Below are 16,538 nucleotides of genomic sequence, written 5' to 3' on the forward strand. Positions count from 1 at the left end.
CAGTACACTAAGGTTATGATATGGGTTATTTGGACACCTTAAAAAATAAACACATTACCGTGCTCGGACTGGGTGTCACCGGTCTGGGCATAGTACGTTTTTTGGTACGCCATGGCATTACGCCTAAGGTGGTCGACTCTCGCCCTGTACCTCCTGGTGCCGACTGGATGAACCACAACTTGCCTGAATGCGAAGCGGTGTTTGGCCCACTTGCAGAGGCGGCACTGAGTGCAACCGACTTGGTGGTGATCAGTCCCGGTGTGCCTTTGTATGAGACCTGTGTGGCTCAGGCAATCGCAGCCGGGGTTGAGGTCATTGGTGACGTCGAATTGTTTGCTCGTCTGAATGACAAACCCGTGATCGCTGTAACCGGTTCAAACGGTAAATCAACCGTGGTGAGCCTGGCGGCTGAGGTGTGTCAGCAAGCGGGTTTAAAGGTCGGGCTGGGCGGTAATATTGGCACGTCTGTATTGGATCTGCTGGAGCGAGACTTTGATGTGTTTGTGCTGGAGCTGTCGAGTTTTCAGCTCGAAACTACGCATAGCTTGCACTGTTTGAGTGCCATGATCCTCAATATCACTGAAGATCACATGGACAGGTATCCGGATTTTGCCGCCTACTGCGAAGCAAAATTACGTATCTATCAGCAGGTCGATTGCCTGGTGTATAACGCCGACGATCCGCGTACCTTCCTGCCGCATGATAACGCACTGAGTGTGGCGCTTGAAGGCGCGACTTGCAGCTTAACGCAAGACCATGGGCAGACCTATTTTTCTTTGCATGGCAAAAAGTTGTGTCCGGTCGATGTGCTGGCGATGCCAGGTAAACACAACCAGTTTAACGCTCTGGCGGTAATGGCATTGTTGTCGCCGCTGGCACTGCCAGACAGCGCCTTTATTGCGGCGTTTGGGGCGTTCAAAGGGTTACCGCATCGCTGCCAGCTGGTTGCTGATGTGCAGGGAGTGCGTTATTTCAATGACTCCAAAGCAACCAATGTTGGCGCGACGGTGGCGGCGTTGGAAAGTCTGGCCGGTGAACAAGGCCAGATCTTATTGATCGTGGGCGGCGATGCCAAAGGGGCCGACTTGTCGCCACTCAAAACACCGTTACAGCGTTATTGTAAAACCGTATTTTGCTTCGGTAAGGATGGTGCCGACTTTATGCCGTTGCACCCGCACAGCCAGATGGTCAACAATTTGAGTGAGGCTGTTGCGCTGGCTGCGCAGCAGGCTAAGCCTGGCGACCTGGTGTTGCTGGCGCCGGCTTGTGCAAGTATTGATATGTACGCCAACTATATGGCGCGTGGCGAGGAGTTTTGTCGCCTGGTTGAGGGGCAAATATGCTGAGCATGACCGCACTGCGGCGCACCTTCACCCCAACCCCTTCGGACTCGTTATTCGACGTGCCACTGTTGTACGCCATGTTGTGTCTGGTGGGCGTTGGTTTTGTGATGGTCACCAGTGCCTCTATGCCTGTGGCTGAACGCCTGTACGATAACCCCTACCATATTGTGACGCGTCACGGCATGTTTCTGGTGATGGCGCTGGTGCTGTTTTGGCTTAGCACCTCCGTCCCTATGACCTGGTGGAAACGCTTCAACCCCTATCTTTTATTGCTGGGACTCGTGCTGCTGGCTGTGGTGCTGGTTGTTGGTCGAGAGGTGAATGGTTCGAAGCGTTGGTTACCTGTTGGCCCGATTGGTTTTCAGGTGGCAGAAGCCGCAAAACTGTTTTTCTTCAGTTATATCGCCGGTTATCTGGTGCGCAAACGCGATGAAGTGCAGGAAAACCTCAAGGGGTTTGCAAAACCTATTATTGTCTTTGCGGTTTATGCCTTTTTAATTCTGATGCAACCGGACCTGGGCACTGTGGTGGTGATGTTTGTTACTACCGTTGGGCTGTTATTTCTGGCGGGCGCAAAGCTCTGGCAGTTTTTTGCTCTGATGCTGACTGGGGTGTTGCTCGTAGTGATGTTAATTATCTTTGAGCCATACCGGATGGCCCGGGTGGTGGGTTTCCTGGAGCCCTGGGAAGATCCCTTTGGCAAGGGCTATCAGCTGGTCCAGTCTCTTATGGCATATGGTCAGGGCGGCTGGTTCGGCCAGGGTCTGGGCAACAGTGTTCAGAAGTTACAGTATTTACCGGAAGCGCATAACGACTTTATTTTTGCCGTGGTGGCCGAAGAGCTGGGCTTTGTCGGCGTGATTTGTGTGCTGTTGACGCTGGCAACTTTAGTGTTCAGGGCCTTGCTCATAGGTCAAAAAGCGCTTAAATCGGGCAAAGAATATGAGGGTTACCTGGCGCTTGGGATCGGCATCTGGTTTGCTTTTCAGACTGTGGTCAATGTCGGTGCGAGTGCGGGCATGTTGCCAACCAAAGGTCTGACACTGCCGTTTATCTCCTACGGGGGGTCGAGTCTATTGATCATGACCATTGCCGCGGGATTATTACAGCGCATTGATTTTGAAACTAAACTGTCGACCCGTCAGGCTACCTCCCGGGGAGGAAAAAAATGACCAAACGATTACTGGTGGTGGCCGGTGGCACCGGCGGACATATTTTCCCGGGTATCGCCGTGGCCAAAGCACTTGAGGCGCAGGGCTGGCAAATATCCTGGGTCGGCACCGCAGACAGAATGGAAGCGCAAGTCGTACCGGCACATGGTATAGACATCGACTTTATAGAAGTAAAAGGGGTGCGCGGTAACGGGGTAAAACGCTTGCTGAGCGCACCCTGGATGGTGATAAAGGCCATTTTTGCTGCCAGAGCCATTATTCGCCATCGCCGTCCGGACGTGATCCTGGCGATGGGGGGCTATGTCACAGGTCCTGTTGGACTGGCTGCCAAGCTGGCTGGCGTGCCTTTGGTGATCCATGAACAAAATGCGGTTGCCGGCTTAAGTAATAAATTATTAGCGCGCATTGCCAGCAGAGTATTGGCGGCATTTCCGCAGGCTTTTGCCGAGCGTGCGCATGATGTTGTGGGTAATCCTGTGCGTGCAAGTGTGGCACAGCTTAAGCCAAAACAGCCGGGGAGTGCCGTTAATGTGCTGGTTGTGGGCGGCTCTTTGGGCGCGAAAGTGCTCAACGATACGGTCCCAGAGGCTATGGCATTACTGACAGAGGCAACATCCTGTGACATACAGGTTTGGCACCAAAGCGGTAAAGGCAATCATGTTGCACTAGAAGGTGACTACCAGCGCTTTGGATTGCAGGCCAAAGTGGCCAAGTTTATTGATGATATGGACAAGGCTTATGACTGGGCCGATATGGTGATTTGCCGCGCGGGCGCACTGACGGTGAGCGAGATTGCCGCCGCAGGTAAGATGGCCATTTTTGTGCCTTTACCGCATGCGGTGGATGATCATCAGACGGCTAATGCACGATTTTTAGTAGACGGATCAGCAGCGTTGCTGGTTCCACAATCAGCATTATCGGCACAGCACCTGTGCGACACTTTGGTGCCTTATTGTCGCGACCGGGCACTGATCTGGGAAAAAGCAAATAAAGCAAAAGCCTGTGCGCAGCTGTCTGCAACCCAGTCAGTGGTCGCCATTTGCGAAGAAGTAACGAATTAAAAGAGAAAACAGTGAAAGAAATTAACAGACGCAGAGCCATGAGACGCATTAACACCATCCACTTTATTGGGATAGGTGGTGCAGGCATGGGAGGGATTGCTGAGGTACTGGCCTTTGAAGGGTATCGTATTACCGGCTCTGATCTTGCCCAGAATGCGATGACAGAACGTTTAATTCGCGCAGGGGCGGAAGTCTTTATTGGCCATGACGAGAACAACATAAAAGATGCCGACGTTGTAGTGGTATCCAGTGCTATCGATATGAGCAACCCAGAAATCCAGGCCGCCAAGCGCGCCCGGGTACCTGTGGTCAGACGTGCCGAAATGCTGGCTGAATTGATGCGCTTTCGCCATGGTATTGCGGTTGCCGGAACCCATGGTAAAACCACCACGACTAGCCTGATCGCCAGTATCTTTGCTGAAGCCAAATTGGATCCGACCTTTATCATCGGTGGCCTGCTGAACAGTGCGGGCAGCAATGCCAAGGTTGGCAGCAGCGATTATCTGATAGCGGAAGCGGATGAAAGTGATGCGTCATTCTTGCATTTGCAGCCCATGGTGTCGGTGATCACCAACATTGAAGCCGACCATATGGATACCTATGACGGCGACTTTGAAAAGATGAAAGACACGTATGTTGAGTTCATTCACAACCTGCCTTTCTATGGTTTAGCTGTGGTGTGTACCGACTCTGATGTGGCAAAAGAGCTGTTACCTCGCTTTGCCCGGCCCGCTATCACCTATGGGGAAAACCCAGAAGCGGATTACCGCATGGTGGATTTTGAGCAAACGCAAAGCCGTAGTCGCTTTAAAGTGGTGCATAAATCTGGTGAGCAGCTTGAGGTAACACTCAGCATGCCAGGAAAACATAACGCACTGAACGCCACCGCAGCCATCGCCGTGGCAAAAGATCATGATATCGGTAACGAAGCGATCTTATCGGCGCTGGAAAAGTTTGCGGGCATAGGTCGGCGTTTTCAGCATTATGGCGCGTTTGAAAATGAACGCGGCGAAGTCATGCTGGTTGATGATTATGGTCACCACCCATCGGAAGTGGCTGTGACTATTCGTGCTGCACGCGCCGGATGGCCTGATAAGCGTCTGGTTATGTTGTATCAGCCACATCGTTATACGCGCACCCGGGACCTCTATGAAGACTTTGTGAAAGTCCTCAGTGAGGTGGATCAATTGTTGTTATTAGACGTGTATAGTGCCGGAGAAAGCCCCATTGTTGGCGCCGACAGTAAGAGTTTATGTCGTAGTTTAAGGCAGCGTGGTGTTGAACCCATCCATGTCACGGATGGTCATGATTTACAGGCGGTTCTGGCGGATGTATTGCGAGATAACGATCTGGTGATCACCCAGGGTGCCGGTAATATTGGGCAAATCGTTAAACAACTGGCGGCCACTGAGCTGTCGGTCGAGAAGTTAAAGCAAGGTGCACTATGAGTGAGTTTGGCAAAGTTGCGGTATTGCTGGGCGGCTTGTCTGCCGAGCGCGAAGTGTCGTTGAAGTCGGGTCAGGCGATCATCAAGGCACTGCAAGAAGCGGGTGTAGAAGTCGTGGCATTTGACCCGGCGGAGCGTAACTTGTGGGAGCTTAAAGCACTCGAGGTTGACCGGGTGTTTATTGCCCTGCATGGCCGCGGCGGTGAAGATGGCACCGTACAGGGGGCGCTGGAGTTTATGGGCTTACCCTATACCGGCAGTGGTGTACTGGGCAGTGCGCTGGCGATGGATAAAATTCGCTGTAAACAGCTATTTGAATCTGCCAAATTAAGCACGGCACGTTACTGTGTGGTCAAAGCGTCTCAGGATATAGACGCCGCTGCGCTGATGGCGGACTTTGGCAAAGTGATGGTTAAACCCAGCCACGAGGGCTCCAGCATCGGCATGACTCAGGCAACATCCGCACAGGAGCTGCAAGCTGCCCTCAGTGAAGCGTTTAAATATGACGATGAAATTCTCATTGAACAGTGGATTGAAGGTAGAGAGTTTACTGTTGCTATGTTAGGAAACGAGGCCTTACCTGTCATTGAAATGCGCACGCCTCGGGGCTTTTATGATTACCAGGCAAAGTACCAGGCCAACAGCACTGAGTACTATTGCCCGGCAGATCTCAGCACTGCCTACACTGAGCAGTTACAGGTGATGGCGAAACATGCGTTTGAGCTGGTGGGTGCAACGGGCTGGGGCAGAGTGGATGCCATGCAAGATAGCAATGGCCAGTTTTACTTGCTGGAAGTGAATACGGTTCCGGGCATGACAGAAAAATCACTGGTGCCGATGGCAGCAAAGCAAAATGGGTTGTCATTTAAGCAATTAGTTATTCGCATTTTGGAGCAAACCCTTTAATATGCGTGCTCTTTTGGGAAAAATCGCCCCGCTGCGACACAGTGTCAACTGGTCACTGCTATTTGGTGTGGGCTTTTTCCTGATTGTATTAATAGGATTGATACAAAGTGGGCTATGGGCGCGTGACTGGTTGACTCAGCACAGAGACACGCAGATCAAGACCCTGACCGTGCTGGGCAAGCCCTATTACACCGCCGAGCACGACATAGTAAGTGCGATAAGGCAAACAGATCTGTCGAGTTTTTTTGAACTGGACGTTAAGGCGGTGCACGATGCGGTACAAGCATTGCCCTGGGTTGCCACCGTTTCGGTCAGGAAGCAGTGGCCAGATGCCTTGCAGGTGTATGTGGTTGAGCATAAACCGGTTGCTGTGTGGAATAGTGACCTGTTGCTCAATAGTGCGGGTGGGGTGTTTCAGGCAAGCAGTACGCGATTGCCGGAGACTTTACCTGAGCTGTATGGCCCGGAGGGCAGTGAAGTTGAAGCCTGGCAGACGTTTTTACAACTAAAAGAAATGCTGGCTGTGAACCAGTTTAACCTGATCAGCTTGGCGCTGTCAGAGCGCTTTGCCTGGCAACTGTGGCTGGATAATGGTATTCGGCTCAATCTGGGCCGGGAAGATAAAGCACAGCGTGTGCAACGATTTATAGATGTTTATCCGAGGCTGGAAAGGCCAGAGGGCGCTCAGGTCGATGTGGTTGACCTGAGATATGATACGGGACTGGCGGTTAGCTGGAAGTTCAGCCAGAACGAAGACAATAAAGATAAGAGTAAAGCATGACCAAGTCGGCAGAGAGAAACTTAGTGATTGGACTGGATGTGGGCACCTCTAAGGTGGTTGCAACAGTTGGGGAGATCACCGCAGACAACCAGCTGAGTATAGTGGGAGTCGGGAATCAGGTTGCCCATGGTATGGACAAAGGTGGCGTCAACGACCTCAACCTGGTATCAGATTCCATCAAGCGCGCTGTTGACGAAGCGGAGCTGATGGCTGATTGCCGGATCAGCTCTGTCTATCTCGGTATTTCGGGTAAACACATTCAGTGCCAGAACGAGAGCGGCGTGGTGGCCATCAACAATAATGCAGAGATCACCGATGATGACATTGCCAATGTGATCCACATTGCTCGTTCAGTGCCTATGTCTGCCGAGCGCAAAATGCTGCATTCGTTGCCTCAGGAGTACAGTGTGGATATGCAGGAGGGGATTAAAAACCCCCTGGGTATGAGCGGCGTCAGAATGGAAGCCAAAGCGCACATTATCACCTGTTCAAACGACATGGCGAAAAACATTGAAAAGTGTGTTGAACGTTGTGGTTTGCAGGTCGATCAGTTGACCTTTACCGCGTTGGCATCGTGTTACTCGGTGCTGACGGAAGACGAGAAAGAGCTGGGCGTTGCGGTTGTCGATATTGGCGGCGGCACCATGGATATTGCGATTTTCGTCAATGGTGCGTTGCGTCATACCGCCGTTATTCCGGTTGCGGGTAATCAGGTTACAGGGGATATTGCAAAAATTTTCCGCACCCCTATTTCTCACGCGGAATCGCTGAAGGTACAATACGCCTATGCAAGTAGCCAGATGGCCAGCAACGAAGAAACGATTGAAGTACCCAGCGTAGGGGGACGACCTGCGCGCATTATGTCTCGACATACTTTATCAGAGGTAGTTGAGCCCAGATTTCGTGAACTGTTTGAGCTGGTGCTTGAAGAGATCCGACGTTCTGGATTTGAAGATCAGATTGCCGCAGGTATTGTGCTAACCGGTGGCAGTGCAAAAATGAAAGGTGCACTGGAAGTGGCTGAAGACATTTTCCAGATGCCCGTTCGTGTTGGTAAACCTGTAGGGATAACAGGATTAACCGATTATGTTGATGATCCGGCATACGCAACAGCGGTAGGTTTGTTACAATATGGCCGAACGCTGCAAGTCAAGAATGCACACAGGACGAAAGCGGATGCCGAAGATGGTTGGTGGAACCGAGTCACAAAATGGTTCCAAGGTGAGTTTTAAGCTCAAGTCGGAGAGTGAAGATGTTTGATATTATGGAACAACACGGCGAAGAAGCCGTTATTAAAGTCATCGGCGTCGGTGGCGGCGGCGGTAACGCTGTAGAACACATGGTAAAGCAGGAAATTGAAGGCGTTCGCTTCATCGTGGCGAACACCGATGCGCAGGCTCTGCGTAAGTCCTCTGCCGATGTGACTGTGCAACTGGGTACTCAGATCACCCAAGGCCTGGGTGCGGGTGCGAATCCAGAAGTGGGTCGTAGCGCTGCGGAAGAAGATGTCGATGCCATCAAGGCAAGCCTGGAAGGGGCTGACATGGTCTTTATCGCTGCCGGTATGGGTGGTGGAACCGGGACTGGTGCTGCACCGGTTGTGGCCCGTGTTGCCAAAGAGTTGGGGATCCTGACTGTGGCGGTTGTAACGCGTCCATTCGACCTGGAAGGCAAAAAGCGCATGGCGGCTGCCGATCAGGGGATTGGCGAATTGTCAGAAATTGTAGATTCACTCATCACAATTCCTAACAACAAGTTACTTAAAGTTTTGGGTAAAGGCACTACATTATTAGATGCCTTCGCTAAAGCAAACGACGTATTATACGGCGCGGTGCAGGGCATTGCCGAGCTGATCACCCGTTCTGGTTTGATCAATGTCGACTTTGCGGACGTACGTACAGTTATGTCGGCGATGGGTACTGCCATGATGGGTACCGCTGCGGCCAGTGGTCCAGACCGGGCACAGGAAGCGGCTGAAGCGGCAATTTCCAGCCCACTGTTAGAAGACGTCGATTTAACCGGTGCTAAAGGTATCCTGGTTAACATCACGGCTGGTATGGACATCACAATCGAAGAATTTGAGATTGTGGGGAACCATGTGAAAGCATTGGCGTCTGAAAATGCAACTGTGGTGGTTGGTGCGGTTATCGACCCAGAAATGAGCGAAGAGCTGCGTGTGACTGTGGTTGCAACGGGTCTTGGTGGTGAGCGTAAGCCGCAATTCGGTATCGTTGACAACGGCCTTAAGAAAGCGGTTGGCTCAGACAGCGACGGCGGTAAAGGGCAGAATATGTTTGTCCCAAGCTTTACCCAAACTGCCAGCGAAAGCAGCGAGCCAGAGCAAAGTAATGTTGCGCCTTCTGAGCCTAAACCGGCCAGTACATCTGCGCAATCTGGCAATGCTGGTGGTAAAGAAAAAGGGGATTACTTTGATATCCCTGCGTTTTTACGTAAACAATCTGATTAACGTCAGGTTAAAAATTAAACGATTGGCAGCTGGTTCTATCTGTGATAGAATTTGCGGTCTTATTTAGTCATTAACCAGTCAGAAGCGGACGAACCTATGATAAAACAACGAACGATTGCTGAAGTCGTTAAAGCCACAGGTGTAGGATTACACAAAGGTGAAAAGGTCACGATCACTCTCCGACCTGCGAGCGTAAATACGGGGATCGTATTTCGTCGCGTAGATCTCGACCCGGTTGTCGATTTTGAAACAACCCCTGAAGCTGTGGGCGACACGCAATTGTGTACTTGTTTGACCAACAAAGACGGTGTTCGTCTGTCAACAACGGAGCATTTAATTGCAGCCGTTGCGGCACTGGGTATTGATAACCTGGTCGTTGAGCTCGATAGTGCAGAAGTACCGATTATGGACGGTAGTGCATTACCGTTCATTTACTTGCTGCAAAAAGGTGGGATTGCAGAGCAGAACCTGGCGAAGCGTTTTATCCGCATTAAAGAAAAAGTGCGTGTGGAAGACGGTGACAAGTGGGCTGAAATTGAGCCTTACGACGGCTTCCACATCGACTTTGAGATTGCGTTTAACCACCCGGCGATTAACGCCAGCCGCCAACGTATTGGCCTGGATATTACAGCCCAGAGCTTTACTGAAGAGATCAGCCGCGCGCGTACGTTTGGTTTTATGAAAGACATTGAATACATGCACGCCAACAACCTGGCTTTAGGTGGTAGCATGGACAATGCCGTGGTACTGGATGAGTTCAAAGTGCTTAATCCAAATGGGCTGCGCTACAAAGACGAGTTCGTAAAGCATAAGATCCTGGACTGTGTTGGCGATATGTTTATGGCGGGACACAACATTTTGGGCAAGATCACTTGCTTCAAATCAGGTCATGGCTTAAACAACAAGCTGTTACGTCAGATCATTGCCACTGAGTCTGCGTGGGAATGGGCGACCTTCGACGAGCCTGTCACTATGCCTGCACCTGGCATGGAAGTGGATACCAGTTTAGCAACCGCCTGAGTTGTTAGATGTGATAAAAAATGACGCCAAAGAGCGTCATTTTTTTTGTCCGCCATGTTTGGCAAGGCGTAACAGTTTTTCTTTTAAGCCGGCCGGGGCATGCTCGGCAAGCGCCATCAGATCCCCCGCTGTTTGCGCGCTCATTTGTCGTCCGCTATAACTGGCTTCTGGTGTTTTGACTTGGTTTTGCTGCGGTGTCAGACGCTGTTGCGCTTCCGGGTTGGTGCCTATCTTAATCTGGCAACAATCATGCAAGCCTGCGGCACGAAAACTACTGAGGATCTCCATCTTCAGGTAATTTAATCGCGTCGCTAACGTTGCCGACGCAGCTTCAACGTACAAAGTACCATTCTGGTAATTGGCAACTCGGCATTTTTTACTGAGAATCGGGCCCAGTGCATTGTTCAGGGGCTGCTGCAGCTCAGCGATGCCCTGGGCTTTTTGCATATAACCATGTAGTTTGTCTGACCAGCTTCCGGCCAGCTCGTCGAGGGGTTTAGGGTCAAATCGGTTTTTACTCATAGCAACAACTCACTCACGCCTGCTATAACAAGCATTTCGCCATCTCACCGACCAGTATAACGCGAGCGCGTCATTACAGATAGCAGATTACACACCTGGTTTAAGGCCTACCTTGAAATTCCTCAATGGCGCCCATATGTATACGAGCAATGCCTCGAAAACCTTGTCTACTTTCTTATCTGGAAGCCGATAATACGGCGCTGCCGGTGTGTCATTGGATGGTTTGGGTGGGTTTCCCCAAACTTGTATGGTTAAATAGGAACAGATTACTTTTTGATGGTTTGCAGACGCGCATAGTCTGGTATGATAGGGCACAAATTTAACTCGGCACACAGCAAGGTCCGACTTTGTCGCCAACAGGACGAGCGAGCGTGATAACCGCGTTACCCCAGTAGGTGCTCGCAAATAGATGAGTGAAATGGTTTAAACATGATAACGAAAATTTTTACCAAGATTTTTGGTAGCCGCAACGACCGAATGATTAAAAATCTGAGAAAATCGGTCGCCCTGATCAACGCCCTAGAAGAACAATACAAGGCGCTGTCAGACGAACAACTGCAAGCTAAAACCGCGGAATTCAGACAAAGATTTGAACAAGGCACCAGCCTGGATGACATGTTGCCAGAAGCCTTTGCCACGGTGCGTGAAGCATCGACACGGGTGTTTGGCATGCGCCACTTTGACGTGCAAATGATAGGCGGTATTGTGCTGCACCAGGGGCGTATTTCAGAAATGCGTACCGGTGAAGGTAAAACACTGACGGCGACCTTGCCTGCGTACTTAAATGGTTTGACAGGTAAAGGCGTACACGTCATTACCGTGAATGATTATCTGGCAAAGCGGGATGCTGAGAATAACCGCCCACTGTTTGAATTCTTAGGCCTCACCGTAGGTTGCAACGTGCCAGGCATGATGCCAGCCCAGAAGAAAGAAGCCTATGCAGCCGATATCACTTACGGCACCAACAACGAATTCGGCTTTGATTACCTGCGCGACAACATGGCATTCAGCATTGAAGAGCGCGTTCAGCGTCCATTGCATTATGCCGTGGTGGATGAAGTAGACTCCATCCTGATCGACGAAGCCCGTACGCCGCTGATTATTTCAGGTCCTGCCGAAGACAGCTCTGAGCTATACACTAAGATCAATACTATAGTGCCTGAGCTGATCCTGCAGGAGAAGGAAGACGAAGAAGGGGTTGAAGGCGACGGCGACTTCACGCTCGACGAAAAGAGCAAGCAGGTACACCTAACCGAGCGAGGTCAGGTTAAAGTTGAAGAATTATTGGTTAATAATGGCCTGATTGAAGAAGGCGATTCACTTTACTCTGCGGGTAACATCACGCTTCTGAGCCATGTTTATGCCGCCCTGCGTGCACATAAGCTATATCAAAAAGATGTCGACTACGTTGTTAAAGACAATGAAGTTATCATTGTTGATGAGCACACGGGTCGTACGATGGAAGGGCGTCGCTGGTCAGAAGGTCTGCACCAGGCGGTGGAAGCCAAAGAGGGTGTTCGTATCCAAAACGAGAACCAGACGCTGGCCTCCATCACCTTCCAAAACTATTTCCGTTTGTACGACAAACTGGCGGGGATGACAGGTACTGCTGATACCGAAGCGTTTGAATTCCAGTCAATTTACGGACTGGATACCGTGGTTATTCCGACCAACAAGCCAATGATCCGTGACGATCGTGCTGATCTGGTTTACCTGACGCAGGACGAAAAGTTTGAAGCCATTCTGGCCGATATCCGCGACTGTCAGAAACGCGGTCAGCCAGTACTGGTCGGTACCATTTCAATCGAAAGCTCAGAGTATTTGTCACACTTCCTGCGCAAAGAAAAAATTGAGCACAACGTACTGAATGCGAAATTCCACGCTCAGGAAGCGGATATCATTGCGGATGCGGGTTTACCGGGTAAAGTGACGATTGCCACTAACATGGCGGGTCGTGGTACAGACATTATGCTGGGCGGTAACTGGCAGAACGATGTGTCTAAACTGGACAACCCAAGTGATGCGCAGATTGATGAAATTAAAGCGCAGTGGCAGAAACGCCATGATGAAGTACTTGAAGCGGGTGGTTTACACATCATCGGTACTGAGCGTCATGAATCTCGTCGTATCGATAACCAGCTACGTGGTCGTTCTGGTCGTCAGGGCGATGCTGGTTCGAGCCGTTTCTACCTGTCAATGGACGATGCGCTCATGCGTATCTTTGCTGGCGAACGCATGACTAACATGATGCGTAAGCTTGGTATGCAACGCGGCGAAGCCATTGAGCACCCTTGGGTCAACCGTGCCATTGAAAATGCACAGCGCAAAGTAGAGGCACGTAACTTTGATATTCGTAAGCAGCTGCTTGAGTACGATGATGTAGCCAACGATCAGCGTCGCGTGGTCTATGAACAGCGCAACGAACTGCTGGAAGAGGGCGACATTTCAGAAACTATTTCTGCTATCCGTGGTGATGTGATCAATGCTGCCATTGATCAGTACATTCCGCCGCAGAGCCTGGCCGAAATGTGGGATATCCCGGGTCTGGAAGAGCGTCTGAAGAATGACTTTATGGTTGAGTTGCCAATTGCCAAATGGCTTGAGGAAGACAACAAACTATATGAAGAGCGTTTGCGTGAGCGTATCAGCGAAGAGATTGATGCAGCTTACAAGCAAAAAGAAGAAATGGTGGGTGCTCAGGTACTGCGCCAGTTCGAAAAGGCGGTGATGCTGCAAAGTTTGGATCAGCACTGGAAAGATCACCTTGCTGCGATGGACCACTTACGTCAGGGGATTCACCTGCGTGGTTATGCACAGAAAAACCCGAAACAGGAATACAAGCGCGAGTCGTTTGAGCTGTTCTCGGAAATGCTTGAAAACCTCAAAGTAGACGTGGTTGGTGTGCTGAGCAAAGTACAGGTACGTGCCGAAGAAGATGTTGAGAAAGTAGAAGAGCAACATCGTCGCAGCGAGCAGGCACCGCGCCAGTATCAGCATGAAGAGTCTGCACCGGTAGGTGGAGAAGCGCCTCAGGGGGCAGCGGTCGCGGCGCGCACTGAGCCTAAAGTTGGCCGTAATGAGCCATGTCCATGTAAATCGGGCAAAAAATATAAGCAGTGTTGCGGTAAACTGTCTTAAGTTTGCAGCGACATTATTAAAAAGCGACCTTGTGTCGCTTTTTTTATCTCAGAAAAACAGATTATTTGAGTTAGATATGACAAAAAAAGTGGTGAATGTAGCTGTGGGTGTCATCATTCGGGATGCACAGTTTTTTGTTTGTAAACGCGCTAAAGAGCAACATCAGGGCGGCCTGTGGGAGTTTCCGGGTGGCAAAATTGAAGCGCAGGAAAGCGTCACTCAGGCATTAGCCAGAGAGTTGAAAGAAGAGATAGGTATTGATGTTCATGGCTCTGAATATTTACTGACAATTGAACATGACTATGGCGACAAACAGGTTAAACTGGAAGTGCATAAGGTCGAAGATTTTTCGGGACAAGCGACAGGGCTGGAAGGGCAGCCCAGCCAGTGGATCAGCTGGTGTGAGTTAAAGCAACTGGCTTTTCCCGCCGCCAACGTGGCGATCCTGGACGCACTGGCGCAACAGTATGATGAGCATCAGTAGCAACGGCCGTTGAGCAAAATTACCAGTAAGGATGATAAAAATGAAGAAAATAGCAGTCACTGCCGCAGCGGTTGCGCTGGCACTGGGTCTGACAGGGTGTAGCGAGCAGGTGAAAACAGACTCGCAAGCCGAAGTAATGCAAGCAAAGAGCACCCTGAATTCAGGGGTAGCACTGGACAACATCGATAGTGCGGTAAGGGCGCAGGATGATTTCTATTACCATGTGAATGGTAAATGGTTAGCACGCACTGAAATACCAGCAGACAAATCAAATTATGGTTCATTCACTGAGCTGTACGACGCATCACAAAAAGCGTTGCGTAAAACCCTCGAGCAGGCTGCCAGTAACACACAGGCCAAGCCAGGTTCAGACGAGGCCAAACTGGGCGATTTTTATCGCAGCTACACCGATGAATTAGCACGTGAAGAGCTAGGCACTGCACCATTGCAATCTTACCTGGCGCCTTTTCAGGCATTACAAAGTAAATCTGAACTCCCTGCCTTATTTGCTCGTGCCTTGTCTCAGGGTGGCACCACCCCATTGAGCTGGTATGCAAATAATGATGCCAAAAACTCCACCATGAATACGCTTTATTTGTGGCAGTCGGGTTTGGGGCTGCCGGATCGGGATTTCTACCTTCAGGATACGGAAAAGTTCACCCGCATTCGCGCTGAGTATCGTCAATATATTGAGCGCCTGATGCAGGTGATGGGCTATGATCAACCCGGTGCTGAACAGGCGGCCAAGCATATTATGGCACTTGAAACCGCTTTAGCTGAAATTCAGTGGTCACGGGTTGAAAGTCGCGATGCGGATAAAACCTATAATAAGTTTCAGGTTGATACGCTTAATGCACAGTTGCCACATTTTGACATGGCAGCGTATCTGAAAGCGTTTGGCCTCAATACCAAAGAGCTTGTCGTGACTCAGCCCAGCTATCTGGAAGGGCTGTCGGAGCTGATTGGCAAAACGGATGTAGCCGCCTGGCGCGATTACCTGACCTTTCACTTTGCCAGCGATTATGCGCAGCTGCTGCACAAGACGGCGGTTGATTTGAAGTTCAACTTCTATGGCAAGACGCTGCGTGGCCTTGAAGAGCAAGCGCCGGTTTGGAAGCAGGCTGTGAATGCCAGTAACGATGTGCTGGGCGAGCTGCTGGGTAAGATTTATGTCAAAGAGTATTTTCCGCCAGAAGCGAAAGCACGCATGGGAGAGCTGGTCGATAACTTGATCAAAGGGTTTGAGCAGTCTATTGATGAACTGGAGTGGATGAGCGCAGAAACTAAGCAGGCTGCGAAGGTAAAACTCAGTAAGTTTACGCCTAAGATTGGTTACCCGGACAAGTGGCGGGACTACTCAGGATTACAGATCAATGCTGATGACTTGGTGGGTAACTACGTGCGCTACAATGAGTGGGCCTATCAGGATATGGTGGGTAAAGTTGATAAGCCTGTCGATCGCAGTGAATGGTTTATGACACCGCAAACCGTTAACGCTTACTACAACCCGGTGAATAACGAAATAGTCTTCCCTGCAGCGATATTGCAACCCCCATTTTTCAACCTGGAAGCCGACGATGCCGTCAACTATGGTGCCATTGGTGCCGTTATAGGTCATGAACTGGGCCATGGGTTTGACGATCAGGGTGCCAAGTATGACGGTGATGGCAACTTGCGTAACTGGTGGAGTGAGCAAGATCTGGCTCAGTTTCAGGCGCGCAGCCAAAAACTGGTTGAGCAATATAATCAGTACCAGCCTTTTGAAGATGCCAGTGTAAACGGTGAGCTAACATTAGGCGAAAACATTGGTGACCTTGGCGGTTTAAGTGTGGCGCTTAAAGCGTATCAGCTGTCTCTGCAAGGTAAGCCGGCTCCGGTAATTGATGGTTACACCGGTGAGCAACGCTTCTTTATGGGATGGGCGCAGATCTGGCGTCGACAATACCGTGATGAAGAACTGCGTAATCGTTTGATGACGGATTCGCACTCACCCAGTCACTACCGTGTTATTGGTGTGTTGCCCAATATGCCGGCGTTTTACGATGCATTTGATGTCAAAGAAGGCGACAAAATGTATCTTAAACCGCAAGAGCGGGTCAAAATCTGGTAAGTGTTTACTGTTATCATGGCCGCCAGCTTCTGGCGGCTTTTTTGTATTAACTCTCTGATAAAAAAGACGATAGAGATCTTGTAAGGA

General features: G+C 50.5%; 13 protein-coding genes. 12 read left to right on the forward strand and 1 reads right to left on the reverse strand.

Annotated elements, in window-relative coordinates:
* The first annotated feature begins 20 nt into the window (after positions 1-20).
* The 9 genes from murD to lpxC all read left to right on the forward strand — a co-directional run bounded on the left by murD (position 21) and on the right by lpxC (position 10,197).
* The gene (gene murD / locus L1285_RS10770; RefSeq protein WP_235412330.1) at positions 21-1,346 is read left to right on the forward strand and encodes a UDP-N-acetylmuramoyl-L-alanine--D-glutamate ligase; all 1,326 of its coding nucleotides are present in this window, start codon (positions 21-23) and stop codon (positions 1,344-1,346) included.
* On the forward strand, positions 1,340-2,515 hold the full coding sequence (gene ftsW, locus L1285_RS10775) for a cell division protein FtsW (RefSeq protein ID WP_046004805.1): 1,176 nt from the start codon (positions 1,340-1,342) through the stop codon (positions 2,513-2,515). Before murD ends, ftsW begins: the two co-directional genes overlap by 7 nt.
* A complete protein-coding gene (gene murG / locus L1285_RS10780) occupies positions 2,512-3,576 on the forward strand; it encodes an undecaprenyldiphospho-muramoylpentapeptide beta-N-acetylglucosaminyltransferase (RefSeq protein WP_235412331.1) in 1,065 nt (354 codons plus the stop codon). The genes ftsW and murG overlap by 4 nt, the downstream gene beginning before the upstream one ends.
* Positions 3,577-3,614: 38 nt before the next feature.
* Positions 3,615-5,024 (forward strand): UDP-N-acetylmuramate--L-alanine ligase, encoded by a 1,410-nt coding sequence (gene murC, locus L1285_RS10785; RefSeq protein WP_235412455.1) that lies wholly within the window; start codon positions 3,615-3,617, stop codon positions 5,022-5,024.
* A complete protein-coding gene (locus L1285_RS10790) occupies positions 5,021-5,929 on the forward strand; it encodes a D-alanine--D-alanine ligase (RefSeq protein ID WP_235412332.1) in 909 nt (302 codons plus the stop codon). The genes murC and L1285_RS10790 overlap by 4 nt, the downstream gene beginning before the upstream one ends.
* A 1-nt stretch (position 5,930) precedes the next feature.
* Positions 5,931-6,710 carry a cell division protein FtsQ/DivIB gene (locus tag L1285_RS10795; RefSeq protein WP_235412333.1) on the forward strand — a complete coding sequence of 260 codons (780 nt, stop codon included), beginning with the start codon at positions 5,931-5,933 and terminating at the stop codon, positions 6,708-6,710.
* A complete protein-coding gene (ftsA, locus tag L1285_RS10800) occupies positions 6,707-7,942 on the forward strand; it encodes a cell division protein FtsA (protein WP_046004801.1) in 1,236 nt (411 codons plus the stop codon). Before L1285_RS10795 ends, ftsA begins: the two co-directional genes overlap by 4 nt.
* 20 nt (positions 7,943-7,962) lie before the next feature.
* Entirely contained in the window at positions 7,963-9,177 is a 1,215-nt protein-coding gene (ftsZ, locus tag L1285_RS10805; protein ID WP_125780822.1) for a cell division protein FtsZ, read from the forward strand.
* A 96-nt stretch (positions 9,178-9,273) separates the two neighbouring features.
* Complete coding sequence (lpxC, locus tag L1285_RS10810; RefSeq protein ID WP_046004799.1) at positions 9,274-10,197, forward strand: UDP-3-O-acyl-N-acetylglucosamine deacetylase; 924 nt, start codon at positions 9,274-9,276, stop codon at positions 10,195-10,197.
* Between the two features lie 36 nt (positions 10,198-10,233).
* Here lpxC and L1285_RS10815 read toward each other — a convergent pair whose 3' ends face one another.
* Positions 10,234-10,719, reverse strand: coding sequence for a DUF721 domain-containing protein (locus tag L1285_RS10815; protein ID WP_235412334.1), 486 nt, complete (start codon positions 10,717-10,719; stop codon positions 10,234-10,236).
* A 429-nt stretch (positions 10,720-11,148) separates the two neighbouring features.
* Between L1285_RS10815 and secA the strand changes: the two genes are divergently transcribed.
* From secA to L1285_RS10830, 3 genes are all read left to right on the forward strand, one after another.
* A complete protein-coding gene (gene secA / locus L1285_RS10820) occupies positions 11,149-13,857 on the forward strand; it encodes a preprotein translocase subunit SecA (RefSeq protein WP_235412335.1) in 2,709 nt (902 codons plus the stop codon).
* 76 nt (positions 13,858-13,933) lie between these two features.
* Positions 13,934-14,341 carry an 8-oxo-dGTP diphosphatase MutT gene (gene mutT, locus L1285_RS10825; RefSeq protein WP_235412336.1) on the forward strand — a complete coding sequence of 136 codons (408 nt, stop codon included), beginning with the start codon at positions 13,934-13,936 and terminating at the stop codon, positions 14,339-14,341.
* Between the two features lie 40 nt (positions 14,342-14,381).
* Positions 14,382-16,451 carry a M13 family metallopeptidase gene (locus tag L1285_RS10830; RefSeq protein ID WP_235412337.1) on the forward strand — a complete coding sequence of 690 codons (2,070 nt, stop codon included), beginning with the start codon at positions 14,382-14,384 and terminating at the stop codon, positions 16,449-16,451.
* Positions 16,452-16,538 lie beyond the last annotated feature (87 nt).

The organism is Pseudoalteromonas sp. DL2-H2.2, assembly GCF_021532535.1.
GTDB classification, from domain to species: Bacteria; Pseudomonadota; Gammaproteobacteria; order Enterobacterales; family Alteromonadaceae; genus Pseudoalteromonas; species Pseudoalteromonas rubra_A.